The sequence below is a fragment of the Salinimicrobium flavum genome (assembly GCF_042684505.1).
Taxonomy (GTDB): Bacteria; Bacteroidota; Bacteroidia; order Flavobacteriales; family Flavobacteriaceae; genus Salinimicrobium; species Salinimicrobium flavum.
In genome coordinates, this window is the sequence record NZ_JBHULT010000010.1 from 32,301 (window position 1) to 47,033 (window position 14,733).

Genomic DNA, 14,733 nt, shown 5'->3' on the forward strand with positions numbered 1-14,733 from the left:
ATTAAACCCGCTTTGTTTTCTTGGGAAAAAGCAAAAAAAGGCCGTTCAAAAAGAGGTTTTTTGGTGAAGTGATTATTCAGGAGTTCAGGTTCAATAGTTTAAACCTGAGCTACGAAAAATTAAAAACCTTATTTTTTTGAACAGCCTTGAAAATTCCTTTTTTGACCAGGCTTAAAGGATATTCAACTCCTTCATACAGCTATGCATCATTTCATAAGTGCGTTCAATATCGTTGTCCAACCCTATAGAGAACCTGATGATCCCATCTGTTAAGCCCATTTCTTTCTGTTCATCTTCAGGAATTTCTGAAGAAGTAGAAGTTCCCGGTGCACTGAACAAGGTTTTATAGAACCCAAGGCTTACTGCCAGATATCCAAGGTTCTTCTGCTGCATTAGTTCCATTAACTCATTGGCTTTGTCGAGAGAACCGGCATCTACTACCAGCATTCCTCCAAAGCCGTATTCCTCGTTCATCATGCTCTTATAAAGCTCGTGACTAGGATGGCTTTTTAATCCTGGATAGACCGTTCTAAGTCCGTCAGCTTCAAATTTTTCGGCCAGATAAAGCGCATTTTTGCTGTGTTGTTTGATCCTGATGTGAAGGGTGCGAAGGTTCTTCAGTATAGAAGCCGCGCGTAAACTGTCCATGGTAGGTCCCAGCAGCATATTTGCCCCGTCGTTCACACTTCTTAGAGCGTTGATGAAATCCTGGGTTCCGCAGGTAACACCACCCACTGTATCACTGCTACCGTTAATGAATTTTGTAAGACTGTGGATCACTACGTCTGCACCGAGTTCTTTAGGAGAGATCGCCAGCGGTGAAAAAGTATTATCTACAACCAGTTGTAAGTTATGTTTTTTAGCTATTTCTGAAAGCTTCGCAATATCTGCGACCTCCAGAAGAGGGTTGCTTACCGCTTCACAATACAGCACTTTGGTGCTGGGAGTGATGGCCGCTTCCACTTTGTCAAGATCTGTAATGTCCACAAAGGAAGTTTTAATGTCCAGACGCGGAGCAAAATTTTTAAGAAAGGCATAAGTTCCGCCATAGATGGTACGGCTTGAAACAATATGGTCACCGGCCTGGCATAACTGCAGCAGGGCAGGAGTGATAGCACCCATTCCGCTTGCTGCTACGTTCGCTGCCTCGGTGCCTTCCATTGCTGCGAGTGCTTCTCCTAAATAGAGGTTGGAAGGAGAAGAGTGGCGGGAATATAAGTAACAGCCTTCGGCGTTACCTTCGAAGGTGTCAAACATTGTTTTTGCTGAGAGAAAGGTATAGGTAGAGGAATCAGAAATACTGGGATTCACTCCTCCAAATTCTCCAAAATACTGTAAGTCCTGGATCTTATCTGCCGGTTTAAATTTCATGATGTTTTAATTTTATTCAATTCAAAGTAAAGAAGTATTAGAAAGAAAATCAATGATAATATTCATATACGGAAAAATAACCTGAAAAAAAGATTATTTATAGATATTGTATCCGGAGTTTAGGCGAAAAACTCTATTTTAACGAAAAATTTACAGATGCAACTCGACAGTATAGATAAAAAACTACTTGCACTGCTGCAGGAAGATTCAAAAAAGACAAACAAGGAATTGGCCGGAAAACTCGGTCTCTCGATCACTGCTGTTTATGAAAGAATAAGGAAACTGGAGAGGGCAGATGTTATCTCAAAATATGTAGCGCTCGTAAAACCCGATAAAGTCGAACGCTCCTTTACGGCTTTTTGCCAGATCAAACTTGTGCAGCATACCAAGAAAAACGTCACCGGCTTTGAAAGCCAGGTAACAAAATTAAATGAGGTGCTGGAAGTATTCCACGTTAGTGGGGAATATGATTATATCCTCAAAGTCATGGTGAAGGATATGGAGGCTTACCGGGAGTTCATGCTCAACAAACTCACCGCCCTCGAACACATTGGTAGTACGCAAAGTACTTTTGTGATTAGCCCTGTTAAGAACACGACGCTTCTAAGCGTTTAAATGGTTCCGGGTTTAATGTTTAAGGTTTATGGTGATTGAACCGCAACTCTTACCAGGTAACAGGCTTCCGGCACCTTCTCAAAACTTAATACTACCCTTCTATTTTCATAAAAATCGCCACATCCGATTCCAGATTCAAAAGTTATAACTGTCCTGTTAAAAAATTTTCTTTTAGGAATTTATGGCAGAGTAAAGAGTTGATTTTCAGAGAGATGAAATATTCATAAATGTCTTTGTATATAAGTGAAATATAATCAAAAAGCATAGGAATTAATTGATATTTTCCGAATCATGGATCAAAAAAATTGAATTAAATCGAAATTGTTGTATATTAACGAACCGCTTGACCCGGAGTTGATCATTCGATCCTCATAGGTTAAAGGCCTTTTATTATCTCGAATTATCCCAAAGAACAACTCAAACTTATGACCGAACAGCATACCCGATCTCAGGAACTCCTTAACAGGAGAAAAAACATAGTAGCCAATGGCGTAGGTGTATTTAATACAGCTACTGTAAAAGAGGCCAAAGGAGCCATAATAACCGATGTAGATGGCAATGAATTAATTGATTTTGCAGGAGGAATAGGTGTGGTTAATGCAGGTCATTGCCCCGAACCCGTGGTAGAGGCTATACGTGAGCAGGCAGGAAAATATCTTCATACCAGTTTCAATGTAGTGACTTATGAGCCGTACATTCAACTTTGTGAGGAACTGGCGGAGATACTCCCGCACGGCGATAAAACAAAGGTAATGCTAATTAGCACCGGGGCAGAAGCTGTTGAAAATGCTGTCAAAATAGCAAGACAAGCTACGAAAAGACCCGCTGTTTTATGTTTTACTGAAGCTTATCATGGTCGAACTTTATTGGGCATGAGTCTAACCAGTAAAGTCAACTACAAATTCTCATCGGGACCTTTCGCGCCTGAAGTATACCGGATCCCTTTTCCGAATTTCTATAAATATCATGGCTCCCAGGACATGGAGGAATTTGTGGATACAGAATTGAACCGCCTAAAAGAAAGCGCCCATAGCATGGTAGATGTTAACAGTGTGGCGGCGATTATCATTGAACCTATACAGGGAGAAGGAGGATTTAATCCTGTCCCTAAGCGTTACCTCGAAGGCTTGAGAGCATTTTGTGATGAACATGGAGTTCTCCTTATTATGGACGAGATCCAAAGTGGATTTTGCCGTACAGGGCATTGGGCGAGCTGGCAACATTACAATGTCCAGCCAGACATAAGCACCTATGCAAAATCATTGGGCTCTGGATTACCTATAGCTGCTGTAGTGGGTAGGGCCGAGATCATGGACGCCGCCGGTCCGGGAACTATAGGAGGAACCTATATAGGAAGTCCAATTTGCTGCGTGGCCGCATCTGCAACCATTCAATTCATGAAAGACAATGACCTTAATGAACGGGCCCTTCATATTGGAAAGATCATTACAGACCGAATGGAAAATCTGAAGGAAGAATTACCCGAAATTGGCGATGTAAGAGGAATAGGGGCTATGATAGGGATTGAGCTGGTAAAGGATAACGACCCTGGCCAACCTCACACTGAACTATGTGACAAGGTTGTAAAAGGATGTTCGGCAGAAGGCCTGATACTTTTAAGTGCCGGAACCTTTAAAAATGTCATCAGGATACTTTCACCTCTTGTGATAACCGATGAGCAATTAAATACAAGTTTGGATATTCTGGAAAAGCAGATAAGAGAAAATATCTGATCTCAAAAAAACGAATATCGTCGTCCTAATTTTTCTAACTGAAAAATTTCCGCTGTCGATTAATGGGCAATGTGTACCATGAGGTATTGACTTGTCATGAATTTAAAAAATTAAGAAGATGAAACCATTTGCAATTGCAGGAATACAAATGAAAGTATCAGCAGTCGCTTCCAATGTGGAAATGATGAAGCTGAAGATAGATATAACAATGAGTCTTTACCCCTGGGTAGAAATGATCGTGTTTAGTGAGCTTTGCGCTTATGGTCCTCTTACACATACAGCCAGGGAATTTCCCGGCGAATTTGAACAGGAGATGCAGGCCATGGCCAAAAAACATGGTGTATGGTTGCTTCCCGGTTCTGTATTTGAAAAAAGTGGAGACCAGATATATAACACCGCGAGCGTCATTAATCCCGAAGGAGAAGTGGTCACCCGTTACAGAAAAATGTTTCCGTTTTATCCTTATGAAGTAGGAGTAACACCGGGATCGGAATACTGTGTTTTTGATGTTCCGGGAGTGGCAAAATTTGGTGTCTCGATCTGTTACGACATGTGGTTTCCCGAAACAGTCCGGACTCTTACAGTAATGGGGGCAGAAGTTATTCTGCATCCCACAATGACCGGAACCATTGACAGGGAAATTGAGCTTTCTATTGTACGAGCCATGGCCGCGGTAAACCAATGTTACTTTTTTGATGTTAACGGACTTGAGTCAGGAGGGAACGGACGATCCCTGGTTTGCGGTCCAGACGGCAGGGTGATTTATCAGGCAGAAGGTACTGAGGAGATAATTCCGTTGGAACTCAACATTGACCGTGTAAAAAGAAGCCGAGAACTTGGTGTGCTTAGGTTGGGACAACCCCTGAAAAGTTTTCGGGATCATTTGGGGGATTTTACAATCTATCAGAAAGGAGCTCACCTCCCGTATCTCAATTCCCTTGGTCCATTGATAAAACCGACAAGACTGGATACCCTTGCAAAATTGAAAATGCAGGAAAATGAATATGAACCCCCTACAGATCCTACCGGATATAAAGGGTTTGGAAAGTAATTAAAACAAAAACTATGGGTGGAGGAACTACAAGAAACAAAAAAGGCAAAGGAATCTTCAAAGATTATGTAAGCTGGTTTGAAATTCCCGCTGTAAACTTTCAACAATCTGTCGATTTCTATAACTACATATATGGAATTGAAATGGAGACAAATTTTGATGGGAACTATGCTATGGCATTTTTTCCCGCAAATGAAGGAATTGGAGGGGCTATTGTTTCAGGACCCGGTTCCACTCCCAGTGATACAGGTCCATTGCTTTACCTTAATGGAGGTAAGGACCTGAATATTATTCTTAAAAAAGTGGAGAAAGCCGGCGGCAGAATTATAATGCCCAAGACGCTCATCAATGAGGAAGCCGGATATTTTGCCATTTTTATTGATTCCGAAGGAAACAAACTTGCTTTACACTCAAAAAAATAACCTATGCCAGAAAAGAAAACTGCCAGTTCACATCATTATAATATTGCCCAGCTCCGGGTCGAATCCTGGAATAAGCTTAAGGCGGAATCTACGAAGCTGCAATCGAGCAACAGAGGCTCTGTTGATGAAAAGGACCATAAGCAGAACCTTGAAAAACTCCTTCGGGAAATTGAAGGAGTGGAAAGTTATTTTGCTTTTCCCGGCCTTAATCGTCTTGCAGCACTAAAGGAGATGTTGGGCAGGCAGGAGCATACGGCTATGGCCCATAGAATTGCAGACATAACCAAACACCTGGTTAGTGAAAGTTATAGAGGTAGTGTAGATTTTTCTGATGAAGATGAATCAGGTGGAGAACTATCTGATATGTCTGACTCCAAAAATGGGACGGGAAAAAGCTATTTTGAAGTCCTTGTTCTGGACGATATTTCTGCACAGGAGGAAAGCAAGTTAAGACATGACCTGAAAGATCTTCGGGTTCCCAATGATCAATTCAACTATGAAATAGTTGTGCAGCGTTCTGTACAGGATGCAATGATTGCTTTGTTATTCAATTACAATATCCAGGCAGTGGTAATTCGTTATGCACCACCTTATCAATCAAAAAAGATCACCCCTCTTATAAAGCCTTTTATCCAAAACGTACTCAAGCTTGACCTAAGCTCCATGCCAAGAACCGATCTGGGGCCAATCCTGGGTGGTCTTATCCGAAAATTCCGGCCAGAGCTGGATACCTATTACGTTACCGATACTTCCCTGAGCAACTTAAAGGATAGCACCCTAAAGAGCTTTAGACGGATATTCTACAGAGCTGAGGATCTTCAGGAGTTACACCTTACCATGTTAAGAGGGATTAGTGAAAGATATGAAACCCCTTTCTTTTCTGCTGTAAAAGAGTATAGCAAAAAACCGACAGGAATATTTCATGCCATGCCCATATCCCGGGGAAATTCGGTCTTTAAGTCCAGATGGATCAATGACTTCGGAAATTTTTATGGAAGAAACATGTTCCTGGCAGAGACATCTTCCACTACAGGCGGCATGGATTCTCTTCTTCAACCCACGGGTTCTTTAAAAAAGGCCCAAAAGATGGCCAGCGATGCCTACGGCTCACAAAAAACATTTTTTGTCACCAATGGTACCTCAACAGCTAACAAGATAGTAGTACAGGCATTGGTAAAACCCGGTGATGTAATCCTTATCGACCGCGACTGTCATAAATCTCATCATTACGGACTGGTATTGGCGGGAGCCTATCCTGTGTATCTTGATTCGTACCCAATAGAAGAATATTCGATGTACGGGGCGGTGCCATTGCAGCAGATTAAAGAGAAATTACTCAAGCTAAAAGAGGCAGGAAGACTGGACCTGGTAAAAATGCTATTATTGACCAATTGCACCTTTGATGGTCTGGTTTATAATGTAGAAAAGGTAATGGAGGAGATCCTTGCGATCAAACCCGATATGATCTTCCTGTGGGATGAAGCCTGGTTCGCTTTTGCAGGTTTCACTTATAACTATAAACAACGAACCGGCATGTTTGTAGCTCAAAAACTATATAGTAAATATAGAAGCAGGAGCTATAGAGAAGAATATGAGGTGCACATAAAAGGGCTCAAAAAAGATGAAGTTCCCAAACTTCCTGATCCCGATAAGGTAAAGATCAGGGTGTATTCCACCCAGAGTACGCATAAAACCCTCAGTAGCTTTAGACAGGGCTCAATGATCCATATATGGGATGAAGACTTCCGCAGAAAAAGTGAAAACACCTTCATGGAAGCATATATGACTCACACCTCGACTTCCCCTAATTATCAAATGCTTGCTTCCCTGGATGCCGGCAGGAGACAGGTGCAGTTCGAAGGCTATGAACTTGTGGAGAAAAGTATAGAAATGGCCATGGTTTTACGGGCAAAGATCAATGATCATCCGCGTTTAAATAAATACTTTGATGTACTCACGGTGAGTGATTTCATTCCGAAGAAACACCGGGAATCAGGCTTATCAGAATACTATAGTCAAAAGGATGGCTGGAACAGAATGGAGACTGCCTGGGAGAAGGATGAATTCGTGCTTGACCCTACAAAAATAACCTTGCACATAGGACGTACCGGGGTGGATGGGGATACCTTCAAAAATAAATACCTGATGGATAAATTCAACATCCAGATCAATAAAACTTCGAGGAATACTGTCCTGTTTATGACCAATATCGGAACCACGAGAGGTAGCGTCACTTATCTTACAAATGCACTTTTAAAAATAGCAGATGAATTGGATCATGAATTCCGTTCTCTGAGTGTAAAGGAAAGCAAGATTCGTCAGGATAAAATTTACTCTCTCACTAAAGACTTTCCACCCTTACCGGACTTTAGCTATTTCCACCACTCATTCCAGGCTGTACCAGGTGTGCCAGGTGGGAATATAAGGGAAGCTTTCTTCCTTGCTTACAACGAAGAAAATTATGAATATATCCCCATGAAAGAATGTTTGCCTTCGATGGAAAAAGGCAGGACCCTGGTAGCATCCTCATTCATAATTCCATATCCTCCCGGATTTCCTGTACTGGTGCCCGGGCAGGTGGTGAGTGAAGAGATTATTCGCTTTCTCCTGGCATTAGATGTTAGTGAGATTCATGGTTACCGGGAAGACCTTGGGCTACGAATCTTTAAGGATAAGGTGCTCAACCGGCAAAAGACCGCAACTTCAATAGGCGGAATGGCAAACAGAATGAACAAAAAAGTAATTAACGAATCCTAAAACCACAATTATGTCTAAAAAAACAAATACCACCGATACGAAAAAAGCCTCTGAAAATAAATCACGTCCATCAGAATCCAATAAGGAACAGAGAAAAATAAGTCCTGGTCGAAATGAGGCAGAAAAGACAAAAAATGGGAAAAAGGGAACAGTTAAGAAAAAAGATACTAAACCCCAGGCCAAAAAATCCCAGAAATCAGTTTCTTCTAAAGGAAAAAAAGAGGAGAAAAAATCTGCTCCTATTCGAAGTAATGCAGGAAAAGGACAAAAAGCCCTTTCAGCCGAACTAAAAACAGACCGGAAAAAAACATCTTCTTTGCAAGTTCCGAATAAGAATACTGAGGATTCTAAAGATAAATTGGTGGGAGTTTCAGATATAAGGAGATGGTTTCATACCAATGAAGAGCCTTTATATTTTATCAGCGCCACTAATTTTAACCTCCTTGGGGCCGACGAATGGATTAAAGGCTTCAGGTTTATTTGTCATATTGAATGCTTCGATGGATTGCATCCTAACGTATTTTCACCAAAGAAAGAGATTCCACATGATGATTTTGAAGGAATCGAGGATATCAACAATTATCTGTTGCAGCATCCCGAGGTTCAGGATTATATTAAAACACGATCTGTAAACGGAAAGGCCGGAAAAGCGATGTTCCTCATGTTTGATGAAAAAACAGAAGAACTTGCCGAAAAACTGGGACTGGAGATCATGTTCCCGACGGCAGAAATGCGCACCTTCCTGGATAACAAGGTAAATACTAACCGTATTGCCGAAAAAGCCGGTGTGGCGTGCGTTCCTTATGTGCTTTCCCAGGTAAAGGACTACGAACACCTAACTGAGATCTCAAAAGATCTGGGGAGTGAGCTTGTAATACAAACCCCTTTTGGCGATTCTGGTCATACGACTTTCTTTATCTCAAATGAAGAAGAATTCAACAAGCACGGACGGGAGATAATGGAAGAAGATGAGGTTAAGGTCATGAAACGAATCCGTTGCAGAGGTTCTGCTATTGAAGCTTGTGTCACGAGACATGGAACCATAGTCGCACCGCTTATGACAGAGCTGGTAGGTTTTAAAGAACTTACTCCTTATGAAGGTGGTTGGTGTGGGAATGAGATCTATCCAAATGCCTTCACACCCGAATTAAGAGAGAAAGCGATAGAATACACGCAGCTCTTCGGGAATCAGTTGCGCAAGGAAGGCTATAAAGGCTATTTTGAACTGGATTTTCTAATAGACCAGGACAATGGTGAAATTTACCTTGGCGAACTGAATCCGAGGGTTACCGGTGCAAGTTCTATTACAAACCATGCAGTATTTGCTCTTGCAGATGCTCCTTTATTCGTTTTTCATATTCTTGAATGGATGGGTATCGACTATGAACTGGATGTAGATTCTCTTAACAAACGCTGGTCGAATCAGAACAATATCGACGGCTGGAGCCAGCTTATCGTAAAACATACTGAAGACACAGTCGAGTATGTCACTGATTCTCCAAAATCAGGGATCTGGAGAATGTATGATACAGGCCATATCCAGTTTGACAGAATGGATACACATAGAAGGGCTGTTGAAAATGAAAATGAGGCTTTCTTCTTAAGGATCACCAAAAAAGGAGATTATCTCTATGAAGGGGCCGATATGGGAATCCTGGTTACGCGAGGTCGTATGATGACAGATGATTTCCAATTAAACAATAGGGCGAAACACTGGCTAAAAGCTATTCGTTCTCAGTTTAAATCAGAAATGGTGGAGGATAAAAAGAAGCCGATTCTGAGTGGTTCTTTGACTAAATAAAAAGTTTAACAGTAGAGACTGGATAATTCAGACTACTTTACTCACTCAAAAAAATGCTATAAAAAATAATCTATGAAGTTACATTTTCAGGCGATTTCTGAACCCGGGAAGCCGGGACAGAAATGGCAGAAGTTATTCAATACTCACTGGCCGGCTTATAAAGCCTGGTACAATTCTAAAGAAAAAGCTCATTCTCCAGACCTGAAATCATCTCAGGCCGCACTAAAAAAATATATGCCGGAAATGTGGCCGACATACAAACGGCTTTGCAAACTGGCAGGAGCAGATGCAGTTGCCGCAAGATTTTTAACCGGATTCCAACCACCGGCCTATATCAGTGGTTGTTCTCAGGCTGTTATCACCGGAGACGAAGTTCAACTGGTACGTAATTATGATTATCATCCTGATCTTTCGGAAGGGACACAATTAATGACATCCTGGAACGGGAAGAAAGTGATCGCTACCAGTGATTGCCTTATAGGGGTTTTGGACGGAATGAATGAAGACGGGTTGGCCATTTCCCTCACTTTTGGAGGTCGAAAAGAGGTAGGAGCCGGGTTTGGTATTCCAATGATCCTTAGATACGTGTTGGAATTCTGCAGGAATGTGGAAGAGGCTGTTGAAGCATTAACACGTATTCCGTCTCATATGTCTTACAATGTTACCGTGGTTGATAAAACCGGAGCTTTTAAAACAGTAATGCTCGCACCAGATCGCGAACCCGTAGTTACAGATGCTGTCTTTGTCACCAATCACCAGGGAAAGGTTGATTGGCCTGAAAATGCTGCTTTTAACAAAACGGTGGAACGTTCTGCTTTTTTAAAGAACAAATTAGCAGAGAAAGACATAGATGCAGAGAAACTGGCAAATAGTTTTCTTGAGTCGCCTCTGTATAACACAAAATTTTCGGATAGTTTCGGAACATTGTATACCGCTGTTTACCGACCCATGGAGGGAGTGGTGCAGCTTCGATGGCCGGAGAATTACCTTCTTCAAACCTTTGAAGATTTTGAGGAGACGTCCGTGGTCATAGATTTTGAGCCTGACACTGCGAAGAAAACAATATCACGCATTAAATCAAATAAAGTGGAAATGGATGCTTTTCAGGCACCAATTCGGCATTATAAAGAGCGGAAAAGTCCCACGGATTGGCAGGAAGAACTATGTGGCATTATGTTAGAAGCTATGGCTGCAGCAAACCCTTCGGCAGATAAGAAACAGCTGAATAAGCTGCGGGAAAACCTAATGGATAATGGACAATTATCCTGGCAGGCAATGGCAAATTTCTGGTCAAATTCAGGAATAGATTACCGGGGATCGCAAGATAACTGGTCATAGAACTACAGATTAAGGAAGGGATTAATGACAACAGCAGTTGCTTATTAATCCCTTTTTTAATTCTCAATACTTAATACTCACATCTCAATACTCACATCTCAATACTCACACATGGAATTCCAGAGCATTAATCCGTATAACGGAGAGCAGGTAGGTCGTTACACTGCACATACACCCGAACAAACTGATTCTATCCTGAACAAAGCCGGGGAGGCTTTCAAGTCCTGGAGCCGGGAACCCCTGACCCATCGTACCACGCTTATTCAAAAAGCAGGACAAATTTTGAGGGATAATGTGGAAGAATATGCCCAGATGATCACTCTGGAAATGGGAAAGCCAATCAGCGAATCAAGAGCTGAAATTAACAAATGTGCTTGGGTATGTGATTATTATGCAGAGAATGCCGAATCTTTCCTACGGCAGGAAGAGATCGCAACAGATGCCAGGCAAAGTTTTGTGAGAAATGACCCAATGGGTGCCGTATTTGCCATCATGCCCTGGAATTTCCCTTTTTGGCAGGTCTTCAGATTTGCTGCTCCTACATTAACATCGGGGAACACAGGCTTATTGAAACATGCCCCCAATGTTTTTGGCTGTGCTAAAATGATCGAAGAAGTTTTTACCAAAGCCGGATTTCCTGAAGGAGTTTTTCAGAATCTGATCGTTCACCATGATGAAACCGAAAAGATCATAGCACATGATTCAGTTAAAGCAGTAACGCTTACAGGAAGTGAGATGGCAGGATCTGCTGTAGCAACCCTTGCAGGAAAATACATTAAAAAAAGCTTACTCGAACTGGGCGGAAATAATTCCTTTATAGTTTGGGAGGACGCAGACATAGACCAGGCCGTTAAGACAGCTGTTTCAGCCAGAATGCTAAACTGTGGCCAAAGTTGTATAGCGGCTAAGCGCTTTATTCTTCTGGAAGGGATCTATGATGAATTTGTATCCAAATTTACAGATGCTGTGGAAAAATTGAAGTCAGGGGACACCCTGGATTCTGCTACACAGGTAGGGCCTCTTGCTCGTAAAGACCTTGCAGATCTGCTTAACCGGCAAGTGAAGGAGTCCGTCGCCCAGGGCGCCTCAATTCTCCTTGGAGGAAATCAGGACAAATGCTATCACGAACCTACAATTTTAGGTAATGTCAAACCGGGAATGGCGGCGTTTGACGAAGAGACCTTTGGCCCTCTGGCTGCGGTGATAAAGGCAAAGAGTATCGAAGAAGCTTTTGAGCTCTCAGAGAATTCAAAATACGGTCTGGGAACCTCTGTATTCACAAAGAATACGGCAAAGGCAGTCGAGCTGGCTTATCTGGTCAGCGATGGCGCATATTTTGTGAACGAACTTGTAAAATCCGATCCCCGTTTGCCCTTCGGAGGAACTAAACGTTCAGGCTACGGGCGAGAACTGGCAAAAGAAGGAATGATGGAATTCGTCAACAAAAAGACGGTTTACGTCAAAGGATAAATCGGCAACCTGAACAGTAACCAAAGGCGCAACGCCCAACCGTAAATGTCAAACACAAAATTCCAGGCACAAAAAAAGTCATGGGACCTTTTCACTACTCAATACTAACTTTTCATTTGTCATTAATAGTCGTACTTTTGTTACTCTTATAAAAAATCAACAAAAAAACATATTTATGAGCACATATGATGTTGCTGTTATAGGTTCCGGGCCGGGAGGTTACGTGGCGGCAATTCGCTGCGCCCAGCTGGGGATGAAGACCGCACTTATAGAAAAATATTCAAGCCTTGGAGGTACTTGTTTAAACGTGGGATGTATTCCCAGTAAAGCCTTACTTGATTCATCGCACCACTACGATGATGCCGTAAAGCATTTTGAGGAACATGGTATTGAAGTGCCGGGAGAGGTAAAGGTGAATCTGCAAAAAATGGTAGATCGCAAACAATCTGTGGTAGATCAAACCGTTGACGGGATAAAATTCCTTATGGATAAAAACAAGATCGATGTGTTTGAAGGTGTAGGATCTTTTAAAGATGCGACTCATATTGATATTAAAAAGTCTGATGGCAAATCTGAAACTATTGAAGCAAAGAATATCATTATTGCTACCGGTTCCAAGCCATCAAACTTGCCATTTATTAAATTGGATAAAGAACGTGTTATCACTTCTACTGAGGCGCTTAAAATGAAAGAAGTCCCCAAACACCTCGTAGTGATTGGCGGCGGAGTTATTGGTCTGGAGCTGGGGCAGGTATATATGCGCCTTGGGGCCGAAGTTTCTGTTGTTGAATATATGGACAGGATCATTCCTACCATGGATGCTGCACTTTCCAAAGAGTTAACCAAGACATTAAAGAAACAGGGAATGAAATTCTATGTTTCTCATCAGGTCAATTCGGTGGAACGAAATGGCGACGAAGTTGTGATCAAAGCCAAAGACAAGAAAGATAAGGAAGTGGAATTCAAGGGAGATTACTGCCTTGTTTCAGTAGGGAGAAAACCTTATACTGACGGCTTGAACGCAGATGCCGCAGGAGTAAAGATCGGTGACCGCGGAATGATCGAAGTAAACGATCAACTACAAACCAACGTAAAGAATATTTACGCGATTGGAGATGTTATCAAAGGCCCAATGCTGGCACATAAAGCTTCCGAAGAGGGAACTTTTGTAGCTGAAGTTATCGCCGGACAAAAACCGCACATCAATTACAATCTTATTCCCGGAGTGGTTTACACATGGCCTGAAGTTGCTGCAGTAGGAAAAACTGAAGAGCAGTTGAAGGAAGAGGGGATTAAATACAAGGAGGGAAAATTCCCTATGCGCGCCCTGGGAAGATCAAGAGCCAGCGGTGATATTGAGGGAATGGTAAAGATCCTTGCCGACGAAACAACAGATGAAGTGCTGGGTGTACACATGATAGGAGCCCGGGTGGCCGATGTTATTGCTGAAGCAGTTACCGCCATGGAATTCAGGGCTTCTGCCGAAGATATCTCGCGGATGAGCCACGCACACCCCACTTACGCCGAAGCTGTGAAGGAAGCTGCACTGGCAGCGACAGATAATCGTCCTTTACACATATAAATTACCGGAATAACATGAAAAAATAACCTGGTCAAAAATGTCATTTTCGACCAGGTTATTTTTTAGTATTCATGTCAATTCTTTTATTAATTTTAATGTATAATTTAAATAATTGCATATCATGCCAAAAGAAAAATCCCCTTCGAAGAATTCAGCAAAGAAGGAACCTGTGCTGAGCCTTAAAGAAAAGCGTGCTGCAAAAGCCGCAAAGAAAAAGAACAGAACATAATTCTTATACGTATTAACACAGAAAAGGCTGCCGGCAGGCAGCCTTTGTTTTTCTAATGCTTAATAATTCTATTCGTCACTAATAAACTTAAAGAACCTGCTTTCACTGCCGTCTTTCGTTTCTTCCTGATAAAGGAACTGTAAATTATTCTCATCAAAGATCTGGAAAAATTCTTCCCAGGAAATATTTTTAAGGTTATCCTCTGCATATCCCGGAAAATTTATGCGCAGTAAGCCTCCGCCGCCTTTCCCTTTAGACGTACTTTCAACAACCGCAGGTTTTCCATTTCTTTCTTCTGCCCATTTCTTGATGGTATTGTGGTCACTGGTCGTTTTAGAATCTGATGCTTCCATTTGTCGTTCTT

General features: G+C 42.0%; 11 protein-coding genes. 9 read left to right on the forward strand and 2 right to left on the reverse strand.

Features of this window, described 5'->3' with window-relative positions; all coding sequences use genetic code 11:
- Positions 1-171: 171 nt before the first annotated feature.
- The gene (locus ACFSTG_RS11020) at positions 172-1,371 is read right to left on the reverse strand and encodes an aminotransferase class I/II-fold pyridoxal phosphate-dependent enzyme (RefSeq protein ID WP_380752530.1); all 1,200 of its coding nucleotides are present in this window, start codon (positions 1,369-1,371) and stop codon (positions 172-174) included.
- 156 nt (positions 1,372-1,527) lie between these two features.
- Between ACFSTG_RS11020 and ACFSTG_RS11025 the strand changes: the two genes are divergently transcribed.
- From ACFSTG_RS11025 to lpdA, 9 genes are all read left to right on the forward strand, one after another.
- Positions 1,528-1,986: an Lrp/AsnC family transcriptional regulator gene (locus tag ACFSTG_RS11025; protein ID WP_380752533.1), complete on the forward strand. Its 459-nt coding sequence runs from the start codon at positions 1,528-1,530 to the stop codon at positions 1,984-1,986.
- A gap of 425 nt (positions 1,987-2,411) precedes the next feature.
- Positions 2,412-3,719 carry a 4-aminobutyrate--2-oxoglutarate transaminase gene (gene gabT / locus ACFSTG_RS11030; protein ID WP_380752536.1) on the forward strand — a complete coding sequence of 436 codons (1,308 nt, stop codon included), beginning with the start codon at positions 2,412-2,414 and terminating at the stop codon, positions 3,717-3,719.
- A 118-nt stretch (positions 3,720-3,837) separates the two neighbouring features.
- Positions 3,838-4,770 (forward strand): carbon-nitrogen hydrolase family protein, encoded by a 933-nt coding sequence (locus ACFSTG_RS11035; RefSeq protein ID WP_380752539.1) that lies wholly within the window; start codon positions 3,838-3,840, stop codon positions 4,768-4,770.
- Positions 4,771-4,784: 14 nt separating this feature from the next.
- Positions 4,785-5,192, forward strand: a complete 408-nt coding sequence (locus ACFSTG_RS11040; protein ID WP_380752541.1) for a VOC family protein — start codon at positions 4,785-4,787, stop codon at positions 5,190-5,192.
- Positions 5,193-5,195: 3 nt separating this feature from the next.
- A complete protein-coding gene (locus ACFSTG_RS11045) occupies positions 5,196-7,949 on the forward strand; it encodes an aminotransferase class I/II-fold pyridoxal phosphate-dependent enzyme (RefSeq protein ID WP_380752544.1) in 2,754 nt (917 codons plus the stop codon).
- Positions 7,950-7,959: 10 nt separating this feature from the next.
- On the forward strand, positions 7,960-9,750 hold the full coding sequence (locus ACFSTG_RS11050; RefSeq protein ID WP_380752547.1) for a biotin carboxylase: 1,791 nt from the start codon (positions 7,960-7,962) through the stop codon (positions 9,748-9,750).
- Between the two features lie 72 nt (positions 9,751-9,822).
- Complete coding sequence (locus ACFSTG_RS11055) at positions 9,823-11,088, forward strand: C45 family autoproteolytic acyltransferase/hydolase (protein WP_380752550.1); 1,266 nt, start codon at positions 9,823-9,825, stop codon at positions 11,086-11,088.
- A 111-nt stretch (positions 11,089-11,199) separates the two neighbouring features.
- Positions 11,200-12,558 carry an NAD-dependent succinate-semialdehyde dehydrogenase gene (locus ACFSTG_RS11060; protein WP_380752553.1) on the forward strand — a complete coding sequence of 453 codons (1,359 nt, stop codon included), beginning with the start codon at positions 11,200-11,202 and terminating at the stop codon, positions 12,556-12,558.
- A gap of 175 nt (positions 12,559-12,733) precedes the next feature.
- Positions 12,734-14,140, forward strand: coding sequence for a dihydrolipoyl dehydrogenase (gene lpdA / locus ACFSTG_RS11065; RefSeq protein WP_380752556.1), 1,407 nt, complete (start codon positions 12,734-12,736; stop codon positions 14,138-14,140).
- 297 nt (positions 14,141-14,437) lie between these two features.
- Here lpdA and ACFSTG_RS11070 read toward each other — a convergent pair whose 3' ends face one another.
- Positions 14,438-14,722 (reverse strand): hypothetical protein, encoded by a 285-nt coding sequence (locus tag ACFSTG_RS11070; RefSeq protein ID WP_380752559.1) that lies wholly within the window; start codon positions 14,720-14,722, stop codon positions 14,438-14,440.
- Positions 14,723-14,733 lie beyond the last annotated feature (11 nt).

Excerpts from the sequence above, each read along its gene's own strand:
- ACFSTG_RS11060 (WP_380752553.1), top strand. The coding sequence starts at position 11,200 with ATGGAATTCCAGAGCATTAATCCGTATAACGGAGAGCAGGTAGGTCGT.
- ACFSTG_RS11040 (WP_380752541.1), top strand. The coding sequence starts at position 4,785 with ATGGGTGGAGGAACTACAAGAAACAAAAAAGGCAAAGGAATCTTCAAA.
- ACFSTG_RS11070 (WP_380752559.1), bottom strand. The coding sequence starts at position 14,722 with ATGGAAGCATCAGATTCTAAAACGACCAGTGACCACAATACCATCAAG.
- ACFSTG_RS11055 (WP_380752550.1), top strand. The coding sequence starts at position 9,823 with ATGAAGTTACATTTTCAGGCGATTTCTGAACCCGGGAAGCCGGGACAG.
- ACFSTG_RS11025 (WP_380752533.1), top strand. The coding sequence starts at position 1,528 with ATGCAACTCGACAGTATAGATAAAAAACTACTTGCACTGCTGCAGGAA.
- gabT (WP_380752536.1), top strand. The coding sequence starts at position 2,412 with ATGACCGAACAGCATACCCGATCTCAGGAACTCCTTAACAGGAGAAAA.
- ACFSTG_RS11035 (WP_380752539.1), top strand. The coding sequence starts at position 3,838 with ATGAAACCATTTGCAATTGCAGGAATACAAATGAAAGTATCAGCAGTC.
- lpdA (WP_380752556.1), top strand. The coding sequence starts at position 12,734 with ATGAGCACATATGATGTTGCTGTTATAGGTTCCGGGCCGGGAGGTTAC.
- ACFSTG_RS11050 (WP_380752547.1), top strand. The coding sequence starts at position 7,960 with ATGTCTAAAAAAACAAATACCACCGATACGAAAAAAGCCTCTGAAAAT.
- ACFSTG_RS11045 (WP_380752544.1), top strand. The coding sequence starts at position 5,196 with ATGCCAGAAAAGAAAACTGCCAGTTCACATCATTATAATATTGCCCAG.
- ACFSTG_RS11020 (WP_380752530.1), bottom strand. The coding sequence starts at position 1,371 with ATGAAATTTAAACCGGCAGATAAGATCCAGGACTTACAGTATTTTGGA.